The 24,494-nt window shown below is 61.0% G+C and carries 22 protein-coding genes, 1 tRNA gene and 1 pseudogene; 10 read left to right on the top strand and 14 right to left on the bottom strand.

The window, feature by feature from the left end:
* Window positions 1-80: 80 nt before the first annotated feature.
* From adhP to gltS, 3 genes are all read right to left on the bottom strand, one after another.
* Window positions 81-1,103, bottom strand: a complete 1,023-nt coding sequence (gene adhP / locus AC07FD_RS13190) for an alcohol dehydrogenase AdhP (RefSeq protein WP_478350234.1) — start codon at window positions 1,101-1,103, stop codon at window positions 81-83.
* A 54-nt stretch (window positions 1,104-1,157) separates the two neighbouring features.
* The gene (locus tag AC07FD_RS13195; RefSeq protein ID WP_478350235.1) at window positions 1,158-1,481 is read right to left on the bottom strand and encodes a hypothetical protein; all 324 of its coding nucleotides are present in this window, start codon (window positions 1,479-1,481) and stop codon (window positions 1,158-1,160) included.
* Window positions 1,482-1,778: 297 nt separating this feature from the next.
* The gene (gltS, locus tag AC07FD_RS13200; protein ID WP_478350236.1) at window positions 1,779-2,993 is read right to left on the bottom strand and encodes a sodium/glutamate symporter; all 1,215 of its coding nucleotides are present in this window, start codon (window positions 2,991-2,993) and stop codon (window positions 1,779-1,781) included.
* A gap of 530 nt (window positions 2,994-3,523) precedes the next feature.
* Here gltS and AC07FD_RS13205 point away from each other — a divergent pair.
* From AC07FD_RS13205 to AC07FD_RS13215, 3 genes and pseudogenes are all read left to right on the top strand, one after another.
* Window positions 3,524-4,540 carry a class I fructose-bisphosphate aldolase gene (locus AC07FD_RS13205; protein ID WP_478350237.1) on the top strand — a complete coding sequence of 339 codons (1,017 nt, stop codon included), beginning with the start codon at window positions 3,524-3,526 and terminating at the stop codon, window positions 4,538-4,540.
* Between the two features lie 112 nt (window positions 4,541-4,652).
* Window positions 4,653-5,221 (top strand): annotated as a pseudogene (locus AC07FD_RS13210) (histidine phosphatase family protein).
* A gap of 206 nt (window positions 5,222-5,427) precedes the next feature.
* On the top strand, window positions 5,428-9,297 hold the full coding sequence (locus tag AC07FD_RS13215) for a GH36-type glycosyl hydrolase domain-containing protein (protein WP_478350238.1): 3,870 nt from the start codon (window positions 5,428-5,430) through the stop codon (window positions 9,295-9,297).
* A 60-nt stretch (window positions 9,298-9,357) separates the two neighbouring features.
* On the opposite strand, the gene AC07FD_RS13220 is transcribed toward AC07FD_RS13215, so the two are convergent.
* A complete protein-coding gene (locus tag AC07FD_RS13220; protein ID WP_478350239.1) occupies window positions 9,358-11,049 on the bottom strand; it encodes an ABC transporter ATP-binding protein/permease in 1,692 nt (563 codons plus the stop codon).
* A 66-nt stretch (window positions 11,050-11,115) separates the two neighbouring features.
* The gene (locus AC07FD_RS13225) at window positions 11,116-11,505 is read right to left on the bottom strand and encodes a hypothetical protein (protein ID WP_478350240.1); all 390 of its coding nucleotides are present in this window, start codon (window positions 11,503-11,505) and stop codon (window positions 11,116-11,118) included.
* Between AC07FD_RS13225 and AC07FD_RS13230 the strand changes: the two genes are divergently transcribed.
* Complete coding sequence (locus AC07FD_RS13230) at window positions 11,477-11,926, top strand: hypothetical protein (RefSeq protein ID WP_478350241.1); 450 nt, start codon at window positions 11,477-11,479, stop codon at window positions 11,924-11,926. The genes AC07FD_RS13225 and AC07FD_RS13230 overlap by 29 nt on opposite strands.
* Window positions 11,927-12,331: 405 nt before the next feature.
* Here the strand turns inward: AC07FD_RS13230 and AC07FD_RS13235 are convergent.
* Window positions 12,332-12,408 (bottom strand) — tRNA-Met (locus AC07FD_RS13235).
* A 239-nt stretch (window positions 12,409-12,647) separates the two neighbouring features.
* Here AC07FD_RS13235 and AC07FD_RS13240 point away from each other — a divergent pair.
* Window positions 12,648-13,613, top strand: coding sequence for a Gfo/Idh/MocA family protein (locus tag AC07FD_RS13240; protein ID WP_095081773.1), 966 nt, complete (start codon window positions 12,648-12,650; stop codon window positions 13,611-13,613).
* Between the two features lie 65 nt (window positions 13,614-13,678).
* Here the strand turns inward: AC07FD_RS13240 and mnmA are convergent, their stop codons facing one another.
* Window positions 13,679-14,869, bottom strand: coding sequence for a tRNA 2-thiouridine(34) synthase MnmA (mnmA, locus tag AC07FD_RS13245; protein WP_477228265.1), 1,191 nt, complete (start codon window positions 14,867-14,869; stop codon window positions 13,679-13,681).
* Between the two features lie 290 nt (window positions 14,870-15,159).
* Here mnmA and sciP point away from each other — a divergent pair, with 290 nt between their 5' ends.
* A complete protein-coding gene (sciP, locus tag AC07FD_RS13250) occupies window positions 15,160-15,435 on the top strand; it encodes a CtrA inhibitor SciP (protein WP_006203587.1) in 276 nt (91 codons plus the stop codon).
* Between the two features lie 135 nt (window positions 15,436-15,570).
* On the opposite strand, the gene AC07FD_RS13255 is transcribed toward sciP, so the two are convergent.
* A complete protein-coding gene (locus AC07FD_RS13255; protein ID WP_478350242.1) occupies window positions 15,571-16,497 on the bottom strand; it encodes an NADP-dependent oxidoreductase in 927 nt (308 codons plus the stop codon).
* Between the two features lie 89 nt (window positions 16,498-16,586).
* Here AC07FD_RS13255 and AC07FD_RS13260 point away from each other — a divergent pair, with 89 nt between their 5' ends.
* Window positions 16,587-17,006 carry a winged helix-turn-helix transcriptional regulator gene (locus tag AC07FD_RS13260; protein ID WP_478350243.1) on the top strand — a complete coding sequence of 140 codons (420 nt, stop codon included), beginning with the start codon at window positions 16,587-16,589 and terminating at the stop codon, window positions 17,004-17,006.
* A 68-nt stretch (window positions 17,007-17,074) separates the two neighbouring features.
* Here the strand turns inward: AC07FD_RS13260 and AC07FD_RS13265 are convergent, their stop codons facing one another.
* The gene (locus AC07FD_RS13265; RefSeq protein ID WP_478350244.1) at window positions 17,075-17,452 is read right to left on the bottom strand and encodes a flagellar export protein FliJ; all 378 of its coding nucleotides are present in this window, start codon (window positions 17,450-17,452) and stop codon (window positions 17,075-17,077) included.
* A 452-nt stretch (window positions 17,453-17,904) separates the two neighbouring features.
* Here AC07FD_RS13265 and ctrA point away from each other — a divergent pair, with 452 nt between their 5' ends.
* Window positions 17,905-18,600 carry a response regulator transcription factor CtrA gene (gene ctrA / locus AC07FD_RS13270; protein WP_006203583.1) on the top strand — a complete coding sequence of 232 codons (696 nt, stop codon included), beginning with the start codon at window positions 17,905-17,907 and terminating at the stop codon, window positions 18,598-18,600.
* 151 nt (window positions 18,601-18,751) lie between these two features.
* Here ctrA and AC07FD_RS13275 read toward each other — a convergent pair whose 3' ends face one another.
* The gene (locus tag AC07FD_RS13275; protein ID WP_184874745.1) at window positions 18,752-19,120 is read right to left on the bottom strand and encodes a response regulator; all 369 of its coding nucleotides are present in this window, start codon (window positions 19,118-19,120) and stop codon (window positions 18,752-18,754) included.
* 244 nt (window positions 19,121-19,364) lie between these two features.
* A complete protein-coding gene (chpT, locus tag AC07FD_RS13280; RefSeq protein ID WP_095091686.1) occupies window positions 19,365-19,994 on the bottom strand; it encodes a histidine phosphotransferase ChpT in 630 nt (209 codons plus the stop codon).
* A 440-nt stretch (window positions 19,995-20,434) separates the two neighbouring features.
* On the opposite strand from chpT, the gene AC07FD_RS13285 reads away from it, so the two are divergent.
* Both AC07FD_RS13285 and AC07FD_RS13290 read left to right on the top strand, forming a co-directional pair.
* Complete coding sequence (locus AC07FD_RS13285) at window positions 20,435-20,971, top strand: DUF1134 domain-containing protein (protein ID WP_246461785.1); 537 nt, start codon at window positions 20,435-20,437, stop codon at window positions 20,969-20,971.
* Between the two features lie 107 nt (window positions 20,972-21,078).
* Window positions 21,079-22,215 carry a coiled-coil domain-containing protein gene (locus tag AC07FD_RS13290; protein WP_478350245.1) on the top strand — a complete coding sequence of 379 codons (1,137 nt, stop codon included), beginning with the start codon at window positions 21,079-21,081 and terminating at the stop codon, window positions 22,213-22,215.
* 2 nt (window positions 22,216-22,217) lie between these two features.
* On the opposite strand, the gene AC07FD_RS13295 is transcribed toward AC07FD_RS13290, so the two are convergent.
* The 3 genes from AC07FD_RS13295 to AC07FD_RS13305 form a co-directional block, all read right to left on the bottom strand.
* Window positions 22,218-23,021 carry a TrmH family RNA methyltransferase gene (locus AC07FD_RS13295; protein WP_478350246.1) on the bottom strand — a complete coding sequence of 268 codons (804 nt, stop codon included), beginning with the start codon at window positions 23,019-23,021 and terminating at the stop codon, window positions 22,218-22,220.
* Between the two features lie 169 nt (window positions 23,022-23,190).
* Window positions 23,191-23,535: an ArsR/SmtB family transcription factor gene (locus AC07FD_RS13300; RefSeq protein WP_095091687.1), complete on the bottom strand. Its 345-nt coding sequence runs from the start codon at window positions 23,533-23,535 to the stop codon at window positions 23,191-23,193.
* Window positions 23,536-23,676: 141 nt separating this feature from the next.
* The gene (locus tag AC07FD_RS13305) at window positions 23,677-24,474 is read right to left on the bottom strand and encodes a HugZ family pyridoxamine 5'-phosphate oxidase (RefSeq protein WP_478350306.1); all 798 of its coding nucleotides are present in this window, start codon (window positions 24,472-24,474) and stop codon (window positions 23,677-23,679) included.
* Between the last annotated feature and the right edge of the window lie 20 nt (window positions 24,475-24,494).

Consider the following 24,494-nt stretch of genomic DNA (forward strand, 5'->3'; position numbering starts at 1 on the left):
CCTCCAATTGGCGGTTTCAATGCAGACTGCCGACGCCTTTTTCCCAGAAGGACCCACGAACTTTTCTGGCAGCCTTGCTGTCAAACCTTCATGACCACGCGGCCGTCAATCTTGTTTTGTCGCATTCGGCCAAAGATGTCGTTGATGTCCTCCAGTCGCTCGACAGAATAGTGCACCTTTACCTTGCCTTCGCCGGCAAACTGGAGGCATTCGGCCAGGTCCAGCCGGGTGCCGACGATCGACCCCCTGATGGTCTTGCGGGTCAGGACCGTGTCGAAGATGTCGAGTTCGAATGAGCCTGGCGGCAATCCGACGAGGGACATTGTGCCGCGCTTCGCAAGCATGCCAAGGCCTTGCTGGAAGGCCGCCGGCGAGACCGCTGTGACAAGCACTCCCTGGGCCCCACCGCAAAGCTTGCGAACCTCGGCGACCGGGTCGGCTGTCTTGGCGTTGATGACGGCGCTCGCGCCCATTGTCTTGGCCAGTTTGAGCTTTTCATCGGTTATGTCGACAGCGATGACGTCGAGACCCATCGCCTTCGCATACTGCACCGCAACGTGGCCGAGGCCGCCGATGCCGGAGATCACGACCGTGTCGCCCGGTTTTGTGTCAGTTTCCTTCAGCCCCTTGTAGACGGTAACGCCGGCACACAGGATCGGCGCGGCTTCCTCCCATCCCAGGCCGGCCGGCAGATGGCCGACATAGTCGGGATCCGCTAGGACGTATTCTGCGAAACCGCCATTGACGGAATAGCCGGTGTTCTTCTGCAGGTCACACAGGGTTTCCCAGCCGCCCAGACAATGCCGGCAATGCCCGCAGGCTGTGTACAGCCAAGGGACACCTACGCGATCGCCCTCCTTTACCGCAGTGACTCCGCTGCCCACCGCGGCAACGGAGCCAACGCCTTCATGGCCAGGAATGAAAGGTGGGCTCGGCTTGACAGGCCAATCTCCGTCGGCAGCATGCAGGTCCGTGTGGCATACACCGCATGCCTCGATCTTGACCAATATCTGGCCCGATCCGACCTCAGGAACTGGAACCTCATCAATCGACAGCGGCCTCTTGAACTCGCGCACCACAGCCGCTTTCATCATGTTCGCCATTGAGCTCTCCCCTGCTAATAGTGAAACAGAATTTGATCCGATTGCACTCCGCGGCTAGTGCAAATCGAATGCTTGGCCGGCATCCCTCAACTGCTGAAGCGTCTTTCCGGCGCAACTCCCCGACCAGTCGCCGCCCACCGATTCGGCGGGTCCGTGAATCGTCACAGTACCAGCCTGTCTATCTGGCGAAATGTATACGGCAACGCCGTCCGGATCGATCTTCGCCAAGTAGAATGCGCGATCAACGCCGCTGAGTTCGCAGTGCACCACGAACGGAAAGTCGGTGAACGAGGGCTCGCTAGCAGCGCGTGTTTGAAAGCTGAACACTTCTCCAAACTGAAAAACAATCACGGCAACGAGGGCGGTTTGTCTGGCCATGTCGCGGTTCTTTCGTCGAGCCCTTGCCAAAACAACGCGACAAGGGATTTCGAAATTGCAACGATCTCAGGACCACGTCAATCCGGCACCTTAGGTGGAGGGCGTGAAGGACGTGCGCTTTCCCTGCCACGCGTCGTAGGGCGAAACGGCGTCACCGCCGACCTGTTCCCCGACCTCGACGCGCAGGAGCGTATGGCTCTGCACAGGAGCGCGTCGCTTCTAAGTGGCTCTTCGACTCGATCGCACTCTAATCGGTACGGTCCTGATCGAGCGAACCAATGCGACTCTCGATTAGGATCAGAGGCGCAGAAAGAGGGTGATTGCTGCCATGTTGACCAAATCAACGAAGAAGGCGGAAACCAGTGGCAGGATTATGAAGGCGTTCGGCGCCGGCCCGTAATGCCGCGTGATAGCCGACATGGACGCGATCGCGGTAGGCGTCGAGCCGAGCGACAGCCCGGTGAACCCGCCAGACAGGACCGCTGCCTGATAGTCGCGGCCGAGGGTCGGGAAGACGACCAGAAAGATGTAGGCCGCTGCCACAAGTGTCTGCACGGCCACGATGACGAGCAGCGGGCCAGCGACGTCGGCCAGCGTCCAAAGCTGCATGCTCATTAGCGACATCGCGAGAAAGATCGACAGCGCGTAACTGGAAATCAGCTCAAGGGAGGCGGTCCGCGCCGGCCAGTTGAGGCGCGGGAAGAGGAAAGGAATCGTGTTCGACAGCACGATGCCCATGATCATGCAGGGCACAAATAGCGGCAGCTTGATCGAGCCCAGGCTCGAGATCCAGTTGTGAACCAGATAACCGAGAATAACCGCGACATTGACAACGAGCATCGCGCGCATGATCCCCATCTTATCGATCGGCGCCGTGTCAGCCTCCGGAGGCAGGTCCCCGCGCGGTGAATCTTCGGGCGGCGGAGCAAGACCGTTGCGCTCTATCAGGAACTTTGCGATCGGCCCTCCGAGCAGGCTGGCGATGATCAGTCCGAGCGTTGCGACGGCGATGCCCATTTCGAGCGCGGCGGGAAATCCGTGATCGGCAGCGATCGCAGGCCCCCAAGCGATTGCGGTGCCGTGTCCCCCGACAAGGGCAACCGAGCCGATCACCACCCCCGCCGACGCCGGCAGACCGAACGCCACCGCCCCTATCGTACCGACGCCGTCCTGCAAGATGACAAACGCGACGGTGATCAGGCAGAGCATGGCTAGCGCCCGACCCCCGGCAGCCAAATCGGCCAAGCGCGCGTTCACCCCGACGGTGGCGAAAAAGATCACCAGCAGTCGGTCGCGGGTCTCCATCTCAAAGCCGATCTCCAGGCCGAAGACCTCGTAGACCGCCCAGAAAGCCAAGGCTGCGACAAAGCCGCCAGTGACCGGTTCGGGAATGTTGTAGGTGCGGAGGAACGATACTTGCTGCGTGATCAGTACGCCGACGAAGAAGACGACGATGCCGACCGTGAGGGCCAGGAAGTCCGGTGCGACGAAATTCGCTGTGGTCTCGGGCATGCCAGCTTGTAACCAATTCCCTCGCCCGCGGCGAGCCTCTGTTTGACTGGGACGGCCCAGGAAGCAAAGAGCGGCCGCAAGATGAGATCAGGGCTGGAATTGGGAAGCGGGTGCTCACGGCCTGCAATGTCGCCCTGCAGCCTGCATCAACAGTCGCGATTTCCAGCGCCAAGCTTACAAGATTTTGCGTGCATAGTGGTCGAAGTCGGACTAATCTTCAGGCTACGCCGGAGGCAGAAAACCAGCGTCGCCGTATGACCATCAGGTGACACACCGGGAATTCCGATTGCGAATTCCGCTGGCGAGCTGAGGCAGCGTCGCAAAGGCGCTCGGCATCGAGCTATCCGAGCCCGCGCTCACCTTGCTCCAACGGTCGCTACAGCGTCCTGGTAACTGCTACGGCGTCGAGTTAGCCCCACAACCAGGGACGGCCCCAAGACCGTTCAACTGATCCCAAGAGGGCTAAGGGCGAACTGCTGATGAAGGGCAGGCGGCACACCGATGAGCGGAGATCCCAAGGAGGTCCGATGATGAACCACGATCTGGGTAGCATTGCCGTGGCGCTAGTCGAAAACGGGAAGGGAATTCTCGCGGCGGACGAGACCGTTCGCACTTTAACCAAGCGGTTCGACGCGCTCGGAGTCCAGTCCACTGAGCAAAGCCGGTGCACGTACCGTGAAATGCTCTTCACCGCCGCCGGCGCGGCCGAGTTCATCAGCGGCGTCATCATGCAAGACGAGACCATCCGCCAGAAGAGCTCCGGCGCGAGTCCGTTCGCCGAGGTCTTGTCGAACCAAGGAATCCTACCCGGCATCAAGGTCGACACTGGCGCAAAGCCTCTCGCCGGCGCTGCCGACGAGAACGTCACCGAAGGGCTTGACGGGCTCCGGGATCGCCTGTCCGAGTACCGCCGCATGGGCGCCCGCTTCGCCAAGTGGCGCGCGGTCATTCGTATTGCAGACGGCCTGCCGAGTGCCGCGTGCGTGAGTGCCAATGCACACGCCCTCGGACGGTACGCCGCGCTCTGTCAGGAGCAGGATCTCGTGCCGATCGTCGAACCGGAAGTATTGAGGGACGGATCGCACACGATCGAGCGCTGCGAGGAGGTCACTGGCGTCGTCCTTCATGCCGTATTCTGTGCCCTTTTCGAGCAGCGTGTCGCGCTGGAGTCGATGCTGCTCAAGCCCAACATGGTGATCGCAGGAGAGGAGTGCCCTCGTCAGGCTCCCTTCCAGGATGTCGCCATCGCCACGCTCCGTTGCTTGCGCCGACATGTGCCCGCGGCGGTGCCCGGCATCGTGTTCCTGTCAGGCGGCCAAAGCGAACGGGTGGCCACCGCCCACCTCAACGCGATTAACCAACTGTCCGGGCCTAAGCCCTGGAAAATCAGCTTCTCCTATGGGCGGGCGCTCCAGGATCCGGCGCTGAAGGCGTGGCATGGGCGCGATACGAACCTGGAGATGGGTCAACAAGCGCTTCACCACCGGGCTCGCTGTAACGGTGCGGCGGCTCTCGGGACTTACACGGATGACATGGAGGCCGCATAGCGGGCTGGTGATCAGCCCACCGCCGCTAGTCGACTGAATCCCGACAAGTACGCCGGCGCGTCTTGGCGCCAATAGGATCCGCAACTGAACGTCAAAGCCAGGAGGGCTGGACGTGAACGTATTTGCAGTCAGGCATGGGGAAACCGAGTGGAGCCTGAGCGGGCAGCACACCGGGACAACCGAAATCCCCCTAACCGACAATGGACGACAACTGGCCGAACGCATGCGGCCGGTGCTGGCTGGGCAGACATTCGCGCTCGTTCTCGTAAGCCCGCTGCAGCGGGCACGGGAGACTTGTGACTTAGCGGGTCTGGGCGGCGGGGCCATCGTCGATCCAGGCTTGAAGGAGTGGAATTACGGTGAATATGAGGGGCTGACGCCCCGACAGATCCAGGCGAAAAGGCCGGATTGGTTGATTTTCAGAGACGGATGCCCACGCGGCGAAACGCCGAGGCAGTTTGGTGCTCGTGTGGATCAGGTGGTGGCCCGGGTGCGGGGGCAGATGGCGACGTTGCTTTGTTTTCGCATGGGCACGTGCTGCGCGTGCTTGCGGCGCGATGGATTGGGTTGCCACCGCGTGCCGGACGGCACTTTCTCCTCAATACGGGCACTTTGAGCATTCTCGCTTACTACCACGAGAAACCGGCGGTGAGGATCTGCAATGGACACCTAGCGGGCTAGCGTCCCGTCGAGCTCGGGGCGTTTCTGGAGCCCTCGATGCCGTTTGCGCACGCTTGGCGTCAGTGCGCTGCACCGATCGGGCTGGCGAGCACGACGTACGCGCCGCTCTGGCTCAGGCTTAGCAAGCGATCCGGCACGGCCGAGGCTTAGGCCGCCCCCTTGGTCAGCCGGAGTACGAGACTGGCAAGAGTGGAGAGAACGAGGCAATGAACAGACAGAATAACGCCCCCAAGTCGATGGATCCGGATCCCACGGTCGCTTTGCTCTCGAACGGTCGCTATCACGTCCTGGTCACCGCTGCGGGTGCGGGCTGGGGGACTTGGCGCGACCTTGACGTTACTCGGTGGCGCGCGGACGTCACACGCGACTGTTGGGGGCAGTTCTGCTACGTCCGGGACACCGCCGACAACACGCTATGGTCCATCGGAAAGCAACCGCTTCTCCGACCGGCAAATATCTACGAGCACGCCTTTCATGGGGACCGGGCCGATTTCCTCTGTCGCGCCGAAGACATCGAGATCTCTTGGGCAGTTTGTGTCGCGCCAGATGCCGACGCCGAAGTGCGGATCGTGACCATCGTCAACCAGGGCAGCAGGGAACGAACTATCGAGTTCACCAGCTATTCTGAAGTGTGCCTGAACAATAGACGTGCTGACCGTGCCCATCCGGCGTTTGCGAAGCTCTTCGTTGAAACGGAGTTCGACACAGCGACAGGCGCTCTGATTGCGCGGCGCAGGCCGCGTGAGGCGAGCGAAATCCCCCTCTTTGCGGTCCACGTCTCAGCATCGAGCCAGCCAAATCACCAGCCCGTCGAGCACGAGACCGATCGACTTCGGTTCCTCGGACGTGGCCGTACTGTAGAGAATCCCGTTGTGCTCGAGGCCCACACTCCGCTTTCCGGGACCATCGGCGCGGTGCTCGATCCGATCTTCGCGCTCAGACGCAGGCTCGTCCTCAAACCCGGTGAGAAAGCTCGGCTGGCCTTTGCGACGGGTGCGGGCGACAGCCGGGCGGCTGTTCAGGCAATCGCCGAACGGTTCTCTGACATCAATGCTATCGATGAAGCCCTATCTCGAGCGTCCTCCTACGATCGATCGGAGCGCGAGGACCTGAAGATTGCGGACGGCGAGGTGTCGGATCTGTACCGCCTCGCTGGAAGCCTTGTGTTCGCGGGCCGAACACTGCGGAAGGGGAATACTCCGAGAAGCCGGCAATTCGATCGTTCGGCGCTTTGGTCCCACGGTATTTCCGGTGACATCCCGATTTTGCTGGCTCGCTTGGATGACAATCGGCCTGAACGATTCATTCGCGAGCTCACAAGGGCGCACGAGTTCTGTTTTCGCCGCGGTTTGCAGTTTGACCTGGTTCTCCTCGACGAGCGGGGAGCCAAGAGCACAAAGAGCCTGACACAGAGGCTGAAGGCGGACCTTGGCCCCGACCGGCTGGGGAGACCGGGAAGGATCCACCTCCTGTCTCCTGAGACCGCCTCGAAAGGCAGTATCTCCGCGATCTCGGCTGCCGCGCGCGTCGTCCTCTCGGCAAGAGCGAGGGCCATCTCAGATCAGCTTGTGCTCGGGCACCAATCCGCGCCTATGCCATTATCGGCCTACAAAAAGCGCGAACACGTGGTGCGCCAGGCGCAAGTTGCAAACAGACCTCTGCTCTACTGGAATGGATTTGGCGGATTTTCTCCCGACGGACGCGAATATATCGTGGAGGTGGACGGAGCCGGCCCTCATGCGCCTGCCCTGCCTCCCGCCCCTTGGACCAACGTGATCGCAAATCCAGGTTTCGGCTGCCTGACCACCGAATCCGGTCTGGGTTACACCTGGTCTGGCAACAGCCAGATGAATCGGCTGACGCCTTGGTCGAACGACCCTGTTTCAGATACCCCCAGTGAGGTCATTTACCTACGGGACGACGAAACCGGGGAAGTCTGGACGCCAACACCGTTGCCCCTTGGAGGGGACGGTGCTGTGACCATCCGACACGGCCAAGGCTATAGCGTTTACGAGAGTCATAGCCGGCAATTGGCTCAGGCATTGACGGTGTTTGTGCCGCTTGAAAGCCCAGTCAAAATCATGCGGCTTCGACTCACCAACGAAGGGACGCACACACGGCACCTGTCTGCGACATATTTCGCAGAGCTTGTGCTCGGATCTCACCGGGACGAAGCGCCGATGCAGCTCGTCTGTGCACGCGACGCCGAGTCCGGGGCTATCCTGGCACGGAAAAAGTGGACCGACGATTTTGGCGCAAGGGTGGTGTTCGCGGCATCCAGTCCGGCGGCAAGCTCAGCCACTTCCGATCGCACCTCCTTTCTGGGCCGGCACCGATCGGTCTCACGGCCGGCAGCTCTTAAGAGAAAACGTTTGCCCGGGGGCTTCGGCTCGTCGCTTGACCCATGCGCTGCGCTGATGGTGAACCTCTCCCTGGCGCCCGGCGAGAGCCAGGAGGTTCTCTTCGTGCTTGGGGAGGCGACCAGTCTGGACGAGGCCCGACGGCTGGTTCGCGGACACACCAACCGCGAGCGCACGTCCGAAGACCTAGCCGCCGTAACTCGGCATTGGGAGGACCTGCTGACCACAATTCAGGTCGCAACGCCTGATGAGCCCTTGAACCTCATGCTGAACCGCTGGCTGCCATACCAGGTCCTCTCCTGTCGCGTATGGGCGCGCACGTCCAACTATCAATCGGGAGGGGCGTATGGGTTCAGGGACCAGCTGCAGGATGTGATGGCGCTGGTCCACTGCGCGCCGGGTGAGGTGCGCGCCCAAATCCTGCGAGCCGCGGCGCGCCAGTTCGAGGAAGGCGATGTGCAACACTGGTGGCATCCGCCATCAGGGGTCGGCGTGCGCACGCGCATGACCGACGACCTGTATTTCCTGCCGTTCGTCGTTCATCACTATGTGGCGACGACCGGCGATTTCCACTTGCTCGATGAGCAGGTGCCGTTCGTCCGGTCGCCCGTCTTGAGCGAGGGACAGGACGAAGCCTTTAACAAGCCTGACACCACCCAGGACACGGCGACCATCTATGAGCATTGTGCGCGCGCGCTCGAGCATGGATTTCGGCTGGGTCGCCACGGCCTGCCGCTCATGGGAACGGGCGACTGGAACGACGGCATGAACAAGGTCGGCGCCGGAGGAAAGGGAGAAAGCGTCTGGAACGGCTGGTTCTTCCTCACGGTGCTAGAGTTGTTTGCAAACATCTCGGAGTTGCGCGGCAATGAAGGGCATGCCGAATGGTGCCGGCAAAGAGCCGAAAAACTTCGCCAGGCTCTGGAGGCGAATGCCTGGGATGGCGCCTGGTATCGGCGGGCGTACTTCGATGATGGCACGCCACTCGGCTCTTCGCTGAATGACGAATGCCGGATCGACGCCATTCCCCAAGCCTGGGCCGTGATCTCCGGCAGGGCCGACAAGAAACGGGCAGCGAGGGCGATGCAATCTGTCTACGAGCAGCTTGTGCGGCCGCAGGACGGACTGATCAAGCTCTTCGACCCACCCTTTGACAAAGGCGTGCTGCAACCTGGCTACATCAAGGGCTACGTCCCGGGCATTCGCGAAAATGGAGGGCAGTATACGCATGCGGCCAGTTGGGTTGTCTGGGCGACCGCTTTGCTGGGCGACGGGGACCGAGCCTTCGAGTTGTGGAACCTGATCAACCCGATCTCCCATGGCGCGACGAAGGAGGAGATCGAGCGCTATAAGGTGGAGCCGTATGTCGTGACGGCCGACGTTTATGGTGCTCCGCCGCATACTGGTCGCGGCGGTTGGACATGGTACACCGGCTCGGCCAGCTGGCTCTATCGGGCCGCGCTGGAAGCGATCCTCGGCTTTCAGCGCCGTGGTTCGTTGCTTCAATTTGAGCCCTGTATTCCAGCGACTTGGCCCGGCTTCACAGTGACCTACAGGTTTGGGAACTCGGTCTACCGGATCAGCTTCGACAATGCAAAACGAGCCGGGCGAGGCGTGAGTTCAGTCGTCCTCGACGGCAATGTGCAACCCGATCGCAGAGTTCTCCTTAGCGACGACGGCCTGGCACACGAGGTCCTGGTGGCGATAGGCGCGTGATCATGGATGTACCGGTCGGCGTCAGGCCATCTAAGCGCCGGCACAAGTGTCGCTGCAATTTCATTGTGACGACAAAGGCTGAGGATTGACGGTCCAAGTCCAACTGCCGCCCTCGCCAGTCTCGAGCACTGCCTGATAAAATTCGCGTTCGTTCTCAGCCTTGCCGAAGTTGATGCCGGTGATAGAACGCGCGGTCAGCAGCTCTAGCACCTTTTTGATCTGCTCCGAGTCCAACGTCATTTCAACCCAGTCGAGGAGTACACATCTCGGCGCGGCGAGAAGTACACTCGCAATGGCCACGAGTTGCTGCTCACTGAGCGACAAGGCCTTCTCCCAGTCTGCCTCACCGTCTAGCCCACCGATCTGACCGACGACCTTTTCGAGGCCGAGTTCACGCAACACAACGAGGATTCGGTCGTCCGGGGTTTCGCTTTCCTGCCCTGGACCAACCAGCAGTTGCCGAAGCGGACCTGACGGCAGATAAGGCCGCTGGGGCAGAAACAGGATGTTGGAGGGGCGGACGATGCGACCACTGCCAGGAGTCGGGATGCCGGCTGTCGCCCTGAACAAGGCCGCCCCCGCGGCGTGAGCGTGTCCAGCGACCAGGACCCTGGTCCCAAACGGGATTGATACCGACAAATCCGTAAGGAGCGGCGCGCTATTTGACGCTGTAAGCGACACCCTGTCGTAGGTCAAAGGCCCTTCCTGGTCGACTATTTCAATGGGGGATTTGATAGCGTGCGCCTTTTCAATGGCCTCCTGCAACGAGCTCAGGCGGGAGACCACTACTGCAAAATTCGAGATCGAGTTGAATTGTCTCACAACCAGCGAGAACGCACCCACAAGCATGGCGAAGGCGGCGCCGGACTGGGTGACGACCCCGAATTCGATATCGCCTCTGATGAAGGCCGGAGCAATGATCAGATCCGGAACAATCTGGATCATCCAGTTGTAGCCGCTGGTAAAGAAGCCCAGGTTGCGATTGACAGCAACAATCCGGCTCAAATTCGCGACCAGATCGTCAATCCTGTGCAGCAGCCGCGCCTTTTGGCGTTCTTCATTACGGGTCAACAAGACCGACTCCGCGTTTTCGCGAACGTGGATGAGGCTCGACCGGAAGCTGGCCTCCCTATCGAGCCGGTCGTAATTCAGAGTGATGAGGGGTCGCCCAAAAGCAAACGTGAAATAGGAGCCGCAGGCGGCGTAGAGCACCGCCACGCCGAAAAGGTATGGATTGATTGACCATAACACGCCGGAAAAGGTCACCACGGTGAGGCTGCTGCTGAACAGCATGATAACGAAGGAGAGCGTGGTTACGGTGAACTCCCGGATATCATCCGCTATGCGCTGGTCCGGGTGGGTGAGCTGCCCAGAGGCGTTCAGGCGGTAATAGGTCCCCTCATCGAGATAGAGGTCGACTGAGCGGCGGGTTAGAAATTCGCGCCAAAGCAGCGCCACTCTTTCTTCGGCAAATCGTGCAATGACACCAACGACGGTGAGTGCAGCAAAGACGCCGATGTAGAGGACGGCCTGCCGGATGAATTCGGCGGACTGACGCTCGGCAATCGCGGTCATGAAGTTTCGACCGACGTAGTTGTTGAGGACATTGAGGCCGCTTAGGCCACATAACAGCGCGATAAGGCCGACGAACAGGAATTTGGCCCTGCTGCCGACCTCGGACCCAGCAAAGATACTGACGGCGCGAACGAAGCGAAGCGCAGTTTCCTTGAGCGGAAGTTGCTGCTGATCCATGTCAGTCCCTTTCGCAGCTTAGCGAGTTCCAGTTGGCAAATGAACCACAGCCCGCATAATGAAGGACTAGCTTGGACCTTTTTCTGAATTGAGCAATTCCGCCGCGCCACCCGGCATGGCCGATCCCTCGCATGGGTCAGAAGGACACCGAATCGAACAGCCCCGCAAGTGTGAGGCGCTTCGCTCGAGCGCAGCGTGCTCGCTTGGGTAGTCGAGGTCAGGGAACAGCTCGGCGGTGACGCCCTCGCGTCCAACGACGCGTGGCAGGGAAAGCGCCACGTTCTTCACGCCCTCCACCTCGGCGGTCACCATCGACACCGTCAACACGGCCTGCTCATTTTGCCTGATCGCGCCGACAACGCGAGCGAGGCCTGCCGCGATGCCGTAATAGGTGGAACCCTTTCCTTCGATGATCCGATAGGCTGCGTTGCGCGTCTGGATCGTCGATCTGCGCACGCACGGCTTCGGTGATCGGCGCGCCAACCTGTGCGCCGAACGCGGCAATCGGGACCGCACCCGCCCGAGCGCAGGACCAGGCCAGGACTTGGCTGTCACCAAAGACTTCGCCTTCGATGGTTTTCAAGACCATTGCCTTAAACCGCTCGGCCACCCTTCCACCGTTATCTGCGCCAGCGCTTGCCGAACGGGCGCAGATTTGGCGCAGATTTCGTCCTCATTTTCAGCGATGACCCTTGTGTCGCAAGGCATTAATCGCCAACAGGCATACGTTTTCAAGACCAGAGCCTTAAACCACTCGGCCGCCCATCCTTACGTTAGGCATGATTTCCACGGCCAATGCCGAAATAATGCCGAAAAAGCAGCCTTTCCTACGAACATTTCGCTTAGCATCAAGCAGTTAAGGGCAGACCGATTCTAATTTCATGACCGGTGCCTTAGCCGCTCGGCCAAACCGGGTTTTCTGGCTGCCATTGCACCGCTACATCGCCTCGTCGGATGTGGGCGGCGCAGACATTGAAGCGGATCCGGCGCAGACGTCCCGCCGATGATCCTGATGCCCTGGTGCGAGCGACTGCGGTTGCAGTGACTAGCCTTTTCAGCCGGTCGGGCCACGTGCGCCAACCCTCGGCGCCGGTCGATGGCTCGAGGTCCGCTCCATTGCTGTTCCTACCCGCATGTCGCGTTCATGTCGCGTGGACCTGCCGATAGTCGCAGGAAACCCTTGGAAATCAACGGTAGCGGTTTGCAACATGGCGCGACATAAACAACCGGCATATGGCCAAGCCGGCCAAGATCAAGCTTTTGATTTCGCTATTGAAAGTGATGGTAGCGGGAGAGGGACTTGAACCCCCGACCCCAGGATTATGATTCCCGTGCTCTAACCAACTGAGCTACCCCGCCAGGGCGGCGAAAGGCCCGAAATCCGCCTTAAATCGAAAGGCATGTCGGGGGCGTTCGCCAAGGTCGCGCGGATATAAGGTTGGGAGGGCGAGCCTGTCAAGCTTCGAAGCAACCGGCGCGCCGGCTTATTGTCATTGTCGAAAAGCTTTGCCGCGCAGACATTTGGTTGCTGCCGCCGGGGTTGAGTTCGTAGGGGCACGTCGCTATGTCTCGGCCACGAGTTTTAAGAGTTGAAACAGATGAAACCGCGCATTGCAGTCCTCGGTTGCGGATACTGGGGCAGCAACCACATCCGCACCCTCAAGGCGCTCGGCGCGTTGCACGCGGTGTCCGACGCCAACCGGGCTCGCGCCGAAGGCTTCGCCAGCGAGCAGGATTGCCTGGCGATCGAGCCCGACCAGCTGTTCGTCCGTGACGATATCGACGCCATCGTCATGGCGTTGCCGCCGCAATTCCATGCCGACCTCGCGGTGCGCGCCTCCGAGAGCGGCAAGGACGTGCTGGTGGAGAAGCCGATCGCGCTGACGGTGCCGGACGCCGAGCGCGCGGTGCAGGCGGCCAAGGACAATGGCCGCGTCTTCATGGTCGGCCATGTCTTGCGTTTTCATCCCGCCTTCGAGACGCTGAAGGGGCTGATCGACAAGGGCGAACTCGGCGAAGTCCGCTACATCCATTCGCATCGGCTCGGCCTCGGCAAGTTCCACACCGAGAACGACGCGCTGTGGGACCTGGCGCCGCACGATTTGTCGATGATCCTGGCGATCACCGGCACCGAGCCGATCGAGGTGCGCGGCGAGGGCGCCGCACTGCTCGACAATCTCAGCGACTTCGCGCATCTGCACATGCGCTTTCCCAACGGCCTGCGCAGCCATCTCTTCACCTCGCGGCTCAATCCCTACCGCGAGCGGCGGCTGACCGTGGTCGGCACCAAGGCGATGGCGGTGTTCGACGACGTCGAACCATGGGAACGCAAGCTTGCCGTCTACCGCCACGCTGTGTGGCAGGACAGCGGCCAATGGGCCTTCACCACCAATGAGCCGTCCTATGTCGCGGTTGCCCAGGGCATGCCGCTGACGCGTGAGCTGGAGCATTTCATCCAGTGCATCGAAACACGGGCCGAGCCGCGCACCAGCGGCGAGGAAGCGATCAGGGTGCTGCGCATCCTGACCGCGGGGACGGTCACGCATACCACGCCCAATTCCTGAGAGACCGTTTGGACTCTGTCACTCGCCGGCGCGAATTTCGAAACAGTCTCTGAGCGGGTAGCGGATTACTCGGCGGGGATCTGCGCCGGCCTGGCGGAAAGCCGCGTCAGCATGGCCTCGGCCTCGGCGCCACGCTCCGAACGCTCGATGAAGCCGCCGCCGAACACACGCGCCTCGTTGCCGTCATCGGAATAGAGCACACAGGCCTGTCCGGGCGCGATGCCGGACTCGCCGTCGACCAGTTCCACCCATGTGGCGCCAGCGCGGTGATGCAGCACGGCAGGGCGGGGCGGGCGGGTCGAACGGACCTTGGCGAACAGCTCCAGGCCACCGGCGGGGACATCGGCCAGCGGCCCGTCGCCCAGCCAGTTCATGTTGCGCAGATAGATCTTGTGCGTCTCAAGCGCCTCGCGCGGGCCGACCACGACGCGGGCGCGGTCGGCGTCGAGATGGACGACGTAAAGCGGCTCGCCGGAAGCGATGCCGATGCCGCGGCGCTGGCCGATCGTGTAGCGCAGGATGCCCTCGTGGCGGCCGAGCACGCGGCCGTCGATGTGGACGATGTCGCCCGGATTGGCAGCAGCCGGCTTCAGCTTGGCGATGATGTCGGAATATTTGCCCTGCGGCACGAAGCAGATGTCCTGGCTGTCCTGCTTGGCGGCAACCGTCAGCCCCATCTCCTCGGCGATGGCGCGAACCTGCGGCTTCGACAGGCCACCGAGCGGGAAGCGCAGATAGTCGATCTGCGCCTGTGTGGTGGCGAACAGGAAATAGCTCTGGTCGCGGTCGGCGTCGACCGGCCGGAAAAGCGCGCGGTGGGCGCCATTGGCGCCGGAGCGGATATAATGGCCGGTGGCCAGCGCGTCGGCGCCAAGCTCCTTGGCGGTGGCCAGAAGATCGGCGAACTTCACCGTCTGGTTGCAGGAAACGCAAGGGATCGGCGTCTCGCCGGCGACGTAGCTTTCAGCAAAGGGATCGATGACCGCCTTGCGGAAGCGTTCCTCGTAGTCGAGCACATAGTGGGGAATGCCGAGAGTCTCCGACACTCGGCGCGCATCGTCGATGTCCTGCCCGGCGCAGCATGAACCGGCCCGGTGGGTTGCCGCGCCATGGTCGTAGAGCTGCAAGGTGACGCCGACGACGTCATAGCCCTCCCGCTTCAACAGGCCGGCGACGACCGATGAATCAACACCGCCCGACATGGCGACGACGATGCGGGTGTTTTCGGGACGTCCGGGAAGATCGAGGCTGTTCATGGTTCTTTCGTTCTGCGCGGCGCCTGAATGCCAATGACGCGAATATAGGTCAAGCTTTCCGGCTACGCCAGCTTGCAGGGCCGATCGACAGGCAGCGACCGGTTCCGGCGAATTGAGAGATTTTTCCGCGCCGCTGCTGCGCTTCCCTGCTGATGTTTCAAATGCCGGCGAAAAGACTAACGCGGCGTTCATGATCCTTACCTAGTCATTAGGGTCTGCTTAGGCAATTTTTAAAGCTGTGGCGGTAACGTGGCGGGGATTGGGTCTTTGAGTTTTTTGTAGAGAGTACGATGACCGATCTGGTTAGACCGAGAGTCAAGTATGTTATCGGGCCTGACGGCAGCCCTCTTACGATTGCCGATCTGCCGCCGACGAATACACGTCGCTGGGTTATCCGGCGTAAGGCGGAAGTGGTTGCGGCGGTGCGCGGCGGGCTTTTGAGCCTTGAAGAGGCATGCCAGCGCTACAAGCTCACCACCGAGGAATTCCTGTCCTGGCAGGCGTCGATCGACGAATATGGCCTTGCCGGTCTGCGCACCACGCGCATCCAGCAATACCGGCATTAGGGCATCATCCCGAAAAGTGGAATCCGGTTTTCGGAAAAGATCCTGCTCAAACACTGAGATCGAGCCGGTCAGAACAAAAGATCAAAGGGCGCGGCACTCCGCGCCCTTTTGTTTTAAAGCGAGTCTTTTTGGCGCTCAGGCCGTCAGCACCACTTTGCCGATCGGCTTGGTGGCAAGAAAGGCGTGCGCCGCACCTGCCTGCTCGAGCGGGAAGCTTTTCGCCACATGGACGGCGAGCTTTTTGGCATCGATCAACCGGGCAAGTTCCAGCAGGCCTTGGCGGTCAGGCACCACCGACATGCGCTCGACCCTTATGTCGCGCGCGCTGGCCTGCGCCCTGGTGGCGTCATTCACGTTCAGCAAAGACACCAGCACGCCGCCGTTCCTGACCACCTTCAGCGAACGATCGGCATGGTCGCCGCCAATCGGCTCCAGCACGAGATCAATGTCGCCAACCGTGTCGGCGAAATCGCCCTTGGTATAATCGAGAACCTCATCGGCGCCGAGCGAGCGGACGAAATCGAGCTTTTGCGGGCTGGCGGTGGCGATGACGTAGGCGCCTCGCGCCTTGGCGATCTGCACCGCCAGATGGCCAACGCCGCCGGCTGCCGCGTGGATCAGCACGCGCTGGCCTGATTTCAGCCCGCCATGGCGGACCAGGCCTTGCCAGGCGGTGAGGCCGGCCAGCGGCAATGCGCCAGCCTCGATGTGGTCGGCGCCCTTCGGCTTCAGCGCGATCTCATCGTCTGGCACAGCCGCCAGTTCGGCGTAAGCGGCGGCCTGCTTGGGGAAGCGCGGCATGCCGAACACCTCGTCGCCGACCTTGAAACCGGTGGCGCTGGCGCCCAGCGCCTCGACGGTTCCCGAGATATCCCAGCCCAGGATGAAGGGCGGCTCGCCGAGCAGGGGATAATGGCCGGCGCGAACGGCGCCATCGACCGGATTGATGCCGGCTGCCTTGACACGGACCAGCACCTCGCCCGCTTTTGGCGTAGGGTCGGGCCGATCGGCAATGACAAGGACGTCGGGTCCGCCGACGGAATTCTGGATAACGGCACGCATGGGATGTCTCCTGCTTGGTGGGTGACACTATCATTTGGATAGTAATAGTCTCTTGTCCAGTATGTACCTTCGTGATATATAGGTACCCCATGGATAGTGATGACAAGTCTCCTTTAGGCTATGATGCATACCGGCGGACGTGTGCTTCGCACACCGTGCTCGAGATGCTGGCCAGCAAATGGGTCTATCTGGTGGTTTGCGCGCTGCGCAAAGGCCGGTTGCGCAATGGCGAGCTTGCCCGCAAGCTCGAAGGCATCACGCCGAAGATGCTGACGCAGACATTGCGCGTGCTCGAGCGCGACGGTCTGGTACGGCGCGAGATCTTCCCGGTCATTCCGCCGCGCGTCGAATATGAATTGACCGAGCTTGGCCAGAACCTGGCGGGACTGCTCAACCAGATCAGGTCCTGGTCGGAACAGCATGCGCCGGACATCAAGGAGGCCAGGGCGCGGGCGACTGCTGAAAATGAGGGCGACTGGGCCGCCCAGCTTCAATCGAGCCTTTCGTAGCCGTCCGGCAAAGGCCGGAAGCGGAATTTTGTGCTCGCCGGCAAGCGCCGACGCGGACAGGCCGGACTTTAGCCGATCATGGCGCTGCGGCCGCCGACCTCGGCCTCGCGAATCTTGTTGTCGCGTGATTCGAGCATCTCAGCCTTGGAAAGCTCCGCTTCAGCTTCGCCGAGTAATGATTCGGCAGTGCTTCGCTGGTGGGCGAGGTCGCTTTGCGAATTTCTAAGGTTGTCGCGACGCAAACGCGCCGCCTTGGCAAAGGTCGGATAGGCAAAATGGTTGATGTCGGTGATGCCGGCTTTCTTTTCTTCGGCGGTGATCTGAAGCTCCAGTTCGACGGCCATGCGTTCGAACTCGGCGATCATCATGTCGAGCTGCAGCAGCTGCCGCCGCTTCTCATTCACCTGAAACTGTTTCAGCCGAACGAGGTTTTCACGTGACTTCATGATTCGGTACTCCCGGAAACGCACACCTGCACATATCGTCCAAACCGCCTGGAAAGGCCCAGGCCTTGCCCGTGTCCACCGGCTTTCCCCGAACTATAGGAAACAAAACCCTAAAGTTTTTTGCCGGCGGTAACCATTCGTTTACGGGCATTGTTAATCATACGGCTCAGGACTTAAGGCCGGGTAAAAATTCCGGCCGCCGATGCGGGAGCCGCGTCAATGAGTCTCTGGAGTCGCTTAGTCCAGGTTGTTAATGTGTTGCATTAGGAATTGGGTTCTGGGATTCGTTATTAGATTCAAGAGGGTGTAGAAAGAGGTTAAAAAATCTGGTACCGTAGTGGACGGGAAATTAGGTTTTGTTAACCATTTAATGGCAGCCTCTGCACAAGGCAACCACTGCTCCGGGTCCGGACGGGTCGTGAAATGGTCCGGCAGCAGAAAAGGGGAATGAAATGCGTGTTCTGCTGATAGAAGATGACAGTGCAACCGCACAAAGCATCGAACTGATGCTGAAATCGGAAAGTTTCAATGTCTACACGACCGATCTCGGTGAAGAGGGTGTCGATCTAGGCAAGCTCTACGACTACGACATCATCCTTCTCGATCTCAACCTGCCTGACATGTCTGGCTATGAAGTCTTGAGAACGCTTCGCCTGTCCAAGGTGAAAACGCCGATCCTCATCCTCTCCGGCATGGCCGGCATCGAGGACAAGGTACGCGGCCTCGGCTTCGGCGCCGACGACTACATGACCAAGCCGTTCCACAAGGATGAGCTGGTCGCCCGCATTCATGCCATCGTGCGGCGCTCCAAGGGCCATGCCCAGTCGGTCATCACCACGGGCGACCTGGTGGTCAACCTCGACGCCAAGACCGTTGAAGTCGGCGGCCAGCGCGTGCACCTCACCGGCAAGGAATATCAGATGCTGGAGCTGCTCTCGCTGCGCAAGGGCACCACACTGACCAAGGAAATGTTCCTCAACCATCTCTATGGCGGCATGGACGAGCCCGAGCTGAAGATCATTGACGTCTTCATCTGCAAGCTGCGCAAGAAGCTCGACGCGGCATCCGGCGGTCAGAACTACATCGAGACGGTCTGGGGTCGTGGCTATGTGCTGCGCGAACCGGAAGACATCCGCGTCAGCGCCTGAGCGGCGAGCAGCGTCCGAACTTTTCTTCGACAAAAAAACCCGGCTCCGGCCGGGTTTTTTCGTGATGGGCTGATAACTATTTGTTTTGACGCAATTTTGGACGGAAAACCGTCACACATTTTTCCTGGAAGATTGCGCCAGGCCGCCCGAATCAGGCGGCGATCTTCAGGGTGCGAAAACGCTCGAGCAATTGCGGACGGTTGAACGGCTTCAGGAGATAGCCCTGGGCGCCGGCGCGCTTGGCCCGCATGATCGAAGCGATATCGAGCTCGACCAGTGAAATCAGGATCTGCGGCCGTACAGGGCTCTCCATGGCGCGCACGCGGCGGATGAGATCGACCGCCGCCACGTCCGGCAAGGCGCCGTCGACGACGATGATGTCGGGCATGTCGGCAGCGCACATCTCCAGCGCGTCAAGTCCGCTGGCTGCCTCGATGACAACCATGTCGGAGCCGCCAAGGATGCGTTTTGCAACTTTCCTGATGACACTTGAATCGTCGACGAACATGCAGCGTTTCATTTCCGGGTCCTTTTGCCTGTTGGCAATCCGGTAGTGTCGGGGCATCCGAAAGGCACCATAGGCCAATCTGGTAAAGAAGCCGAAAAGCGTTTAGGTAAAATTTTTGCAAAGATGCCGTTTGCGGGCTGTTCTTCGCAATGCTTCGGCCCGACCAGCCAGGTGAAGCTCATCTCACTTCGATCGAAGCGCCACCGCAGGTATTGCGGATCGGAATACTTCGCTTCTCTAGGGAAATGACGTGGATTCAGGCGGCTGAAAGCACGATTTCTTCCGGCGTCGCGTGGATCGAGATCGTCATGTTGGCTTCGCGCGCCAGGAGCAGCGTGTAATAGGGCTGCACGGAATGCGCGTCGATCGGTTCCTCCGGCTTGTGGCCGGAATGCAGCTCGAGGAATTTCGGCGGCACGCGCAGCATCGGGCCGCTCGCCGCAAGCGCGAAACGCGGCTCGGTTTCGAGGTTTTCCAGCGTCACGGAAAGCTTGCCGCCGCGCGGAATGGCGGCGTTGGCGACGAGGAGCAAGTTGAGCAGCAGCTTGACCTTGTTCTTGGGCAGCAGCGCGCGGGTCCCGTTCCAGCTCAGTTCCGGCTTCTCGTTCTTGAGGAAGGCGATGGCGACGGCTTCGGCATCGCCGGTATCGATCAGCATGCCGGCCGACCCGGCGGCGCCGAAAGCGATGCGGGCGAACTGCAGGCGGGCAGAAGCGTTGCGGGCGCTCTGGCGGATCAGCTTCATGGCGTCCTCGTCGGCGCCGCCTTCGTCGAGCAGTTCGAGCCCGTTGTTGATCGCGCCGACCGGCGAGATGATGTCGTGGCACACCCGGCTGCACAAAAGTGCCGCCAGATCGGGTGCGGAAAGGGCAAACAGATCGGCCATCGGCGAAAATCCCTGCAAAATTTCATAACTTATGGCCGAGCGATCGATTCGTCGCCTGCCCACACGAATCACGCACTCTCCTCGGGCATCCTGAATACACAGCGCCCGTGCGTGCGGCAACAAATCCGAAATTGTGGTGGCAAATGGCGTGTTCACACAGGCTGCCGACCCACCTGAGCGTCCCAAACAGCCTTTGAACCGCCATGTTCATGTGGGAGCTTAATGGTTGAAAAAGGATTACGGCATAGTTTGCCCGTAACAGTTACCCTTAACGGCCGGCTAAAAGAGCCGTACGGGGTGTGAGGCGTCGGCGAAAGTGCTCCCTGACGGAGATTGGAAGCATGTTTTCCCGATTCTGCGACCGGACTTTTTTCCGTGTCATCCCGGACCGGACTTTTGTCCGTGTCGTCCAAGACCGGAGCTTTCTCCGTGTCATCTCAATGGCGATAGCGCTCATGGGCGTTCTCGTCTTCTCGACTTCGGCCCTGCGGGCCCAGGAATACACCGCTCAGGAGATTGTCGATTCCGGGCACAAGTTCTTCGGCGCGACATCGGGCGGGCTGGCCACGGTTATCGAGAAGATTTTTGCTTCCTACGGACTGCCCAACGGCTATCTGCTGGGCGAAGAGGGCTCGGGCGCGCTGATCGGCGGCCTGACCTATGGCGAAGGCACGCTCTACACCAAGAATGCCGGCGATCACAAAGTGTTCTGGCAAGGCCCGTCGCTCGGCTGGGATTTCGGCGGCGAGGGGTCGCGGGTGATGATGCTGGTCTACAATCTCGACGATGTGAGCAACCTCTACAACCGCTATGGCGGCGTCGCCGGTTCGGCCTATGTGGTGGCCGGCGTTGGCTTCAACGTGCTGAAGAACAACAATGTGCTTTTGGTGCCGATCCGCACCGGCGTCGGTGCCCGGCTCGGCGTCAATCTCGGCTATCTGAAGCTCACCGAACGCGCCACGTGGAATCCGTTCTGAGCTAATCCCGTTCCGTTGCGGCAAAGCCTTGCCGCAACGCTGGATTTCCGCCATGTCAACGTGGCACAGTCCAGCATTAGCGGTTGCCGTCCACAACGGGTAGTCACTTGGTCCAATCGGTCCTGTTCTTCGTCCTCGGCTTTCTCTGCGCCGGCTTCCTGGCGCTTATGATTGCTCCGGCCATATGGCGCCGCGCCGTCGCCCTGACGCGCAAGCGCATCGAAGCCTCGATACCTCTGACGCAAACCGAGATCCTAGCCGACAAGGATCGCGTTCGCGCCGAGTACGCCATGTCGACGCGCCGCCTCGAAATCAGCGTCAAGGCGTTGCGCGAGAAGGTGGCCGAACAGCTCGTCGAGATCAGTCGCGGCCACGAGGCGATGAAGGGCGTGGCGATCGAGCGCATGGAGAAGAACCAGGTACTGAGCGAACTGGGGGCCACGAGCGAAATGCTGCGGCAGCGCGAGGACGAGTTGCACCGTCTGTCGGACCGGCTCAAGGAAACTGAACGCAAGCTGGAGAAGCGCGCGCTCGAGCTTGAAAAGCTGGAGAGCATGTATGACGACGCCAGCTTCTCCTCCAGCAGCCGACAGATCGAACTCGTGGCGCGCGAATCCGAGATGCAGAAACTTGCGAGCGACATTGCGTTGCTGCGCGGCCAGCGCAAGGAGGCGGACAGGCGCGGCCAGGAGATCGCGGCCGAAAGCAAGGCTGCACGCGATGCCGTGAAAGCCGAGAAGAAAAAGACCGCCGACCTCGACAAGAAGGTCGAACGGCTGCTGGCCACTCTTGCCGATCGCGAGGACAAGCTAGACCGCCGCGAAAAGGAACTGGCGCGGCTGCGAGAAAAGTCGAAAGCCGAGGATAGCACGCCGGCTCTGCGCCTGGTCGGCAGGGGCGGCGATGTCGCCAAGAGCGATGACGTCGACAAGGCTATCGCCAAGCTCGACAGCGACCGTGAGCGGCTCGAGGCGAGGCTGACGGTGCTGGCGCGCGAGAACAAGCAGCTGAAGGCGGATTTGACCGCGCTGGTCGTGTCCAATCCCGCGGATGGCAGCTCCGCCTTGCGCGAGCAGATGAACGAACTGGCAGCGGAGGTCGTCCATCTGACGGCCAAGCTCGAGGGACCTGATTCGCCGATCGCCAAGGCATTGGCGGTACCGTCGGATGCACGCTCCGGCAACGGTGAGCGCAGCCTTGCAGATCGCGTGCGGGCGCTGCAGGAGACGGACGCAGCAAGCTGAAATCAGTTCCTGTTTGCCGAGAAATGATGCAGCGCGATGGCTGACGCCGCGGCGACGTTCAGGCTGTCGAAGCCCTCCGACATGGTGATCCGTACCGTCTGCAAGCGCGCGATCAGGCTTGCGGGGAGGCCTTCACCCTCGGTGCCGAGATAGAGCGCAAGGCGCTCGCTCCGCGGCGCATCGCGAATGTCGGTGTGCCCGCTCGGCGACAGCGCAAACTGGCCATAGCCGCGGCGGTCAAGCGTTGCCGTGAAGCCGGCGGCGTCGGTGAACGACGCGAAGGGAATTTTGAGCGCCGCACCGACGGAAACCCGGATCGCCTTGCGGTAGAGCGGATCGCAGCATGTCGCATCCATGAGTACCGCATCGGCGCCAAAGGCGGCGGCGTTGCGAAGGATCGAACCCATATTGTCGTGGTTGGCGATGCCGACAAGCACCACGACCAGCGCTTGGGCCGGCAAGGCATCGAGCAAGGCCTCGGCGGACTGCGGCGTTCCTTTGCGACCGATGGCCAGGATGCCGCGATGCATATGAAACCCGGCGATTGCATCCATCACCGCACCGGTGGCGACATAGACCGGCAGGTCCGCCGGCGCCTTGCTCAGGATGCCTTCGAGGCCGGCCAGCCGGTTTTCCAGGACCAGCACCGATTCGGGGCCAAAACGCCCAGACGAGAGCAGCAGGTCGAGCACCACCTTGCCTTCGGCGACGAAGCGGCCTTGCCGGCCAGCGAGGTCACGCTCGCGGATATCGAGGTAGGCGGCAACGCGCGGGTCTTGCGGGTCGTCGATGCGAATGGGATCCATGCGTTCCTCGTGGTCACCGCAGCAGCCCGAAAATCCGCACGGATTGCCGGCGCTCACCGTTGGCTGGGAACCACGATGCGACAATTCAGGACGATCAGCTACCACCTCTGTGCGCCCGCATGGACGCACAATGCCTGAAAGCGTTGCGAGGTAAGAGGCTACAGGACGGTCAGGTTCCGGCGCGGCGCAAACGGTGCGCCATCTGGGAGAGGTCCTCCTTGCCGCTGCCGAAAATGCCGTCCAACATGCCGAGCAGTTCGCGCACGGCATCGGATTTGCAGGAATAGTAGATCATCTGCCGGTCGCGACGGGTGTCGACGAGGTCCAGCGCCCGCAACTTGGCCAGATGCTGCGACAGGGCGGATTGACTGAGCATCACCTTCTCGGCGATGGAGCCGACCGACATTTCACCGTCGATCAGATGGCTCATGATCAACAGCCGTTTCTCATTGCCCATCAGCATGAGAAATTCGGCTGCCGATCCGGCATTTGCGATTAGCTTAGACGAGACCATCGATCCCCCATGCTTTTTGTTCATCCTGACGCCATGGGGGCAATGGCATCTGATTCCATAAACTCAGTTGCGTATGGCCGCTGCGATTCAGCGTCACTGACAAAAGGTAGAGCATTTCCTTCAAATCTCAAGTGTTGCTTTTTATCTAATGTAATTAAGCCCAGTCTCCGCGTCGGTCGCGGTCCGTCCGTTTCTGGCCATTTCGACCAGAACAGGCCGCAATTCGCGTGCCGCCTGCAAAGTTTGCGGGAAGAAAACACGGCAAACATCGTCACCCGACACCAGATCCATGCCATCGGCATCGAATCCGGCAATAATCCAGCCGTTGCCGGACACTTTCGCGAAATGCTGTGCATAAACCGCAATCGCGTCGAGATGGTCGGCGTTCATATGGCCGATGGCGGATTGTTCGGTCGCCGTAAGCTCCTCGACGATCGGTCCACTGGTGAGCAGATCCGGTCGACCGAGCTGATAGGCCTTGCCGAAGCCGCCGTTGAGGCTGGCGCGTTGCGGCTCGAGGCGGAAGATCGAAAAGTCGCCGAGACCGGCGTAGAGTTTCGCCTTGGGATTGCGGTTGAGATAACGGCGCTCGCAACGGGCGTGCTCGCTCGATCCGCGCTCAAGCCGTTTCGCCTGGCAGACCAGTGACAGGCGCGGGTGCGCCAGCGGGTCGCCCTTGCCGGGTTCGCCAAGCAACAGGGAACAGCGCGCATCGGCAAGCAACGCGCCGGTGTGCGCCGAGAGCATCGAGACCAGGATCAGCGGCGCGCCGTCGATGTCGGTGGCCACGCCGACCCTGCTGGCCAGGGGCGAACCTGTCTCAGGTTCGATGACCGCCAGCGCACCAAAGCGGGCGCTGCGCAGAAGTGTCTTGGCCATTCGGATCGCCTCGGCATCCGTCTCGCGGATCACGTCCTTCTTCGGTTCGTCCAAAGGCATCACCACAATAAGTTGATCTT

It is taken from the genome of Mesorhizobium waitakense (assembly GCF_056431085.1).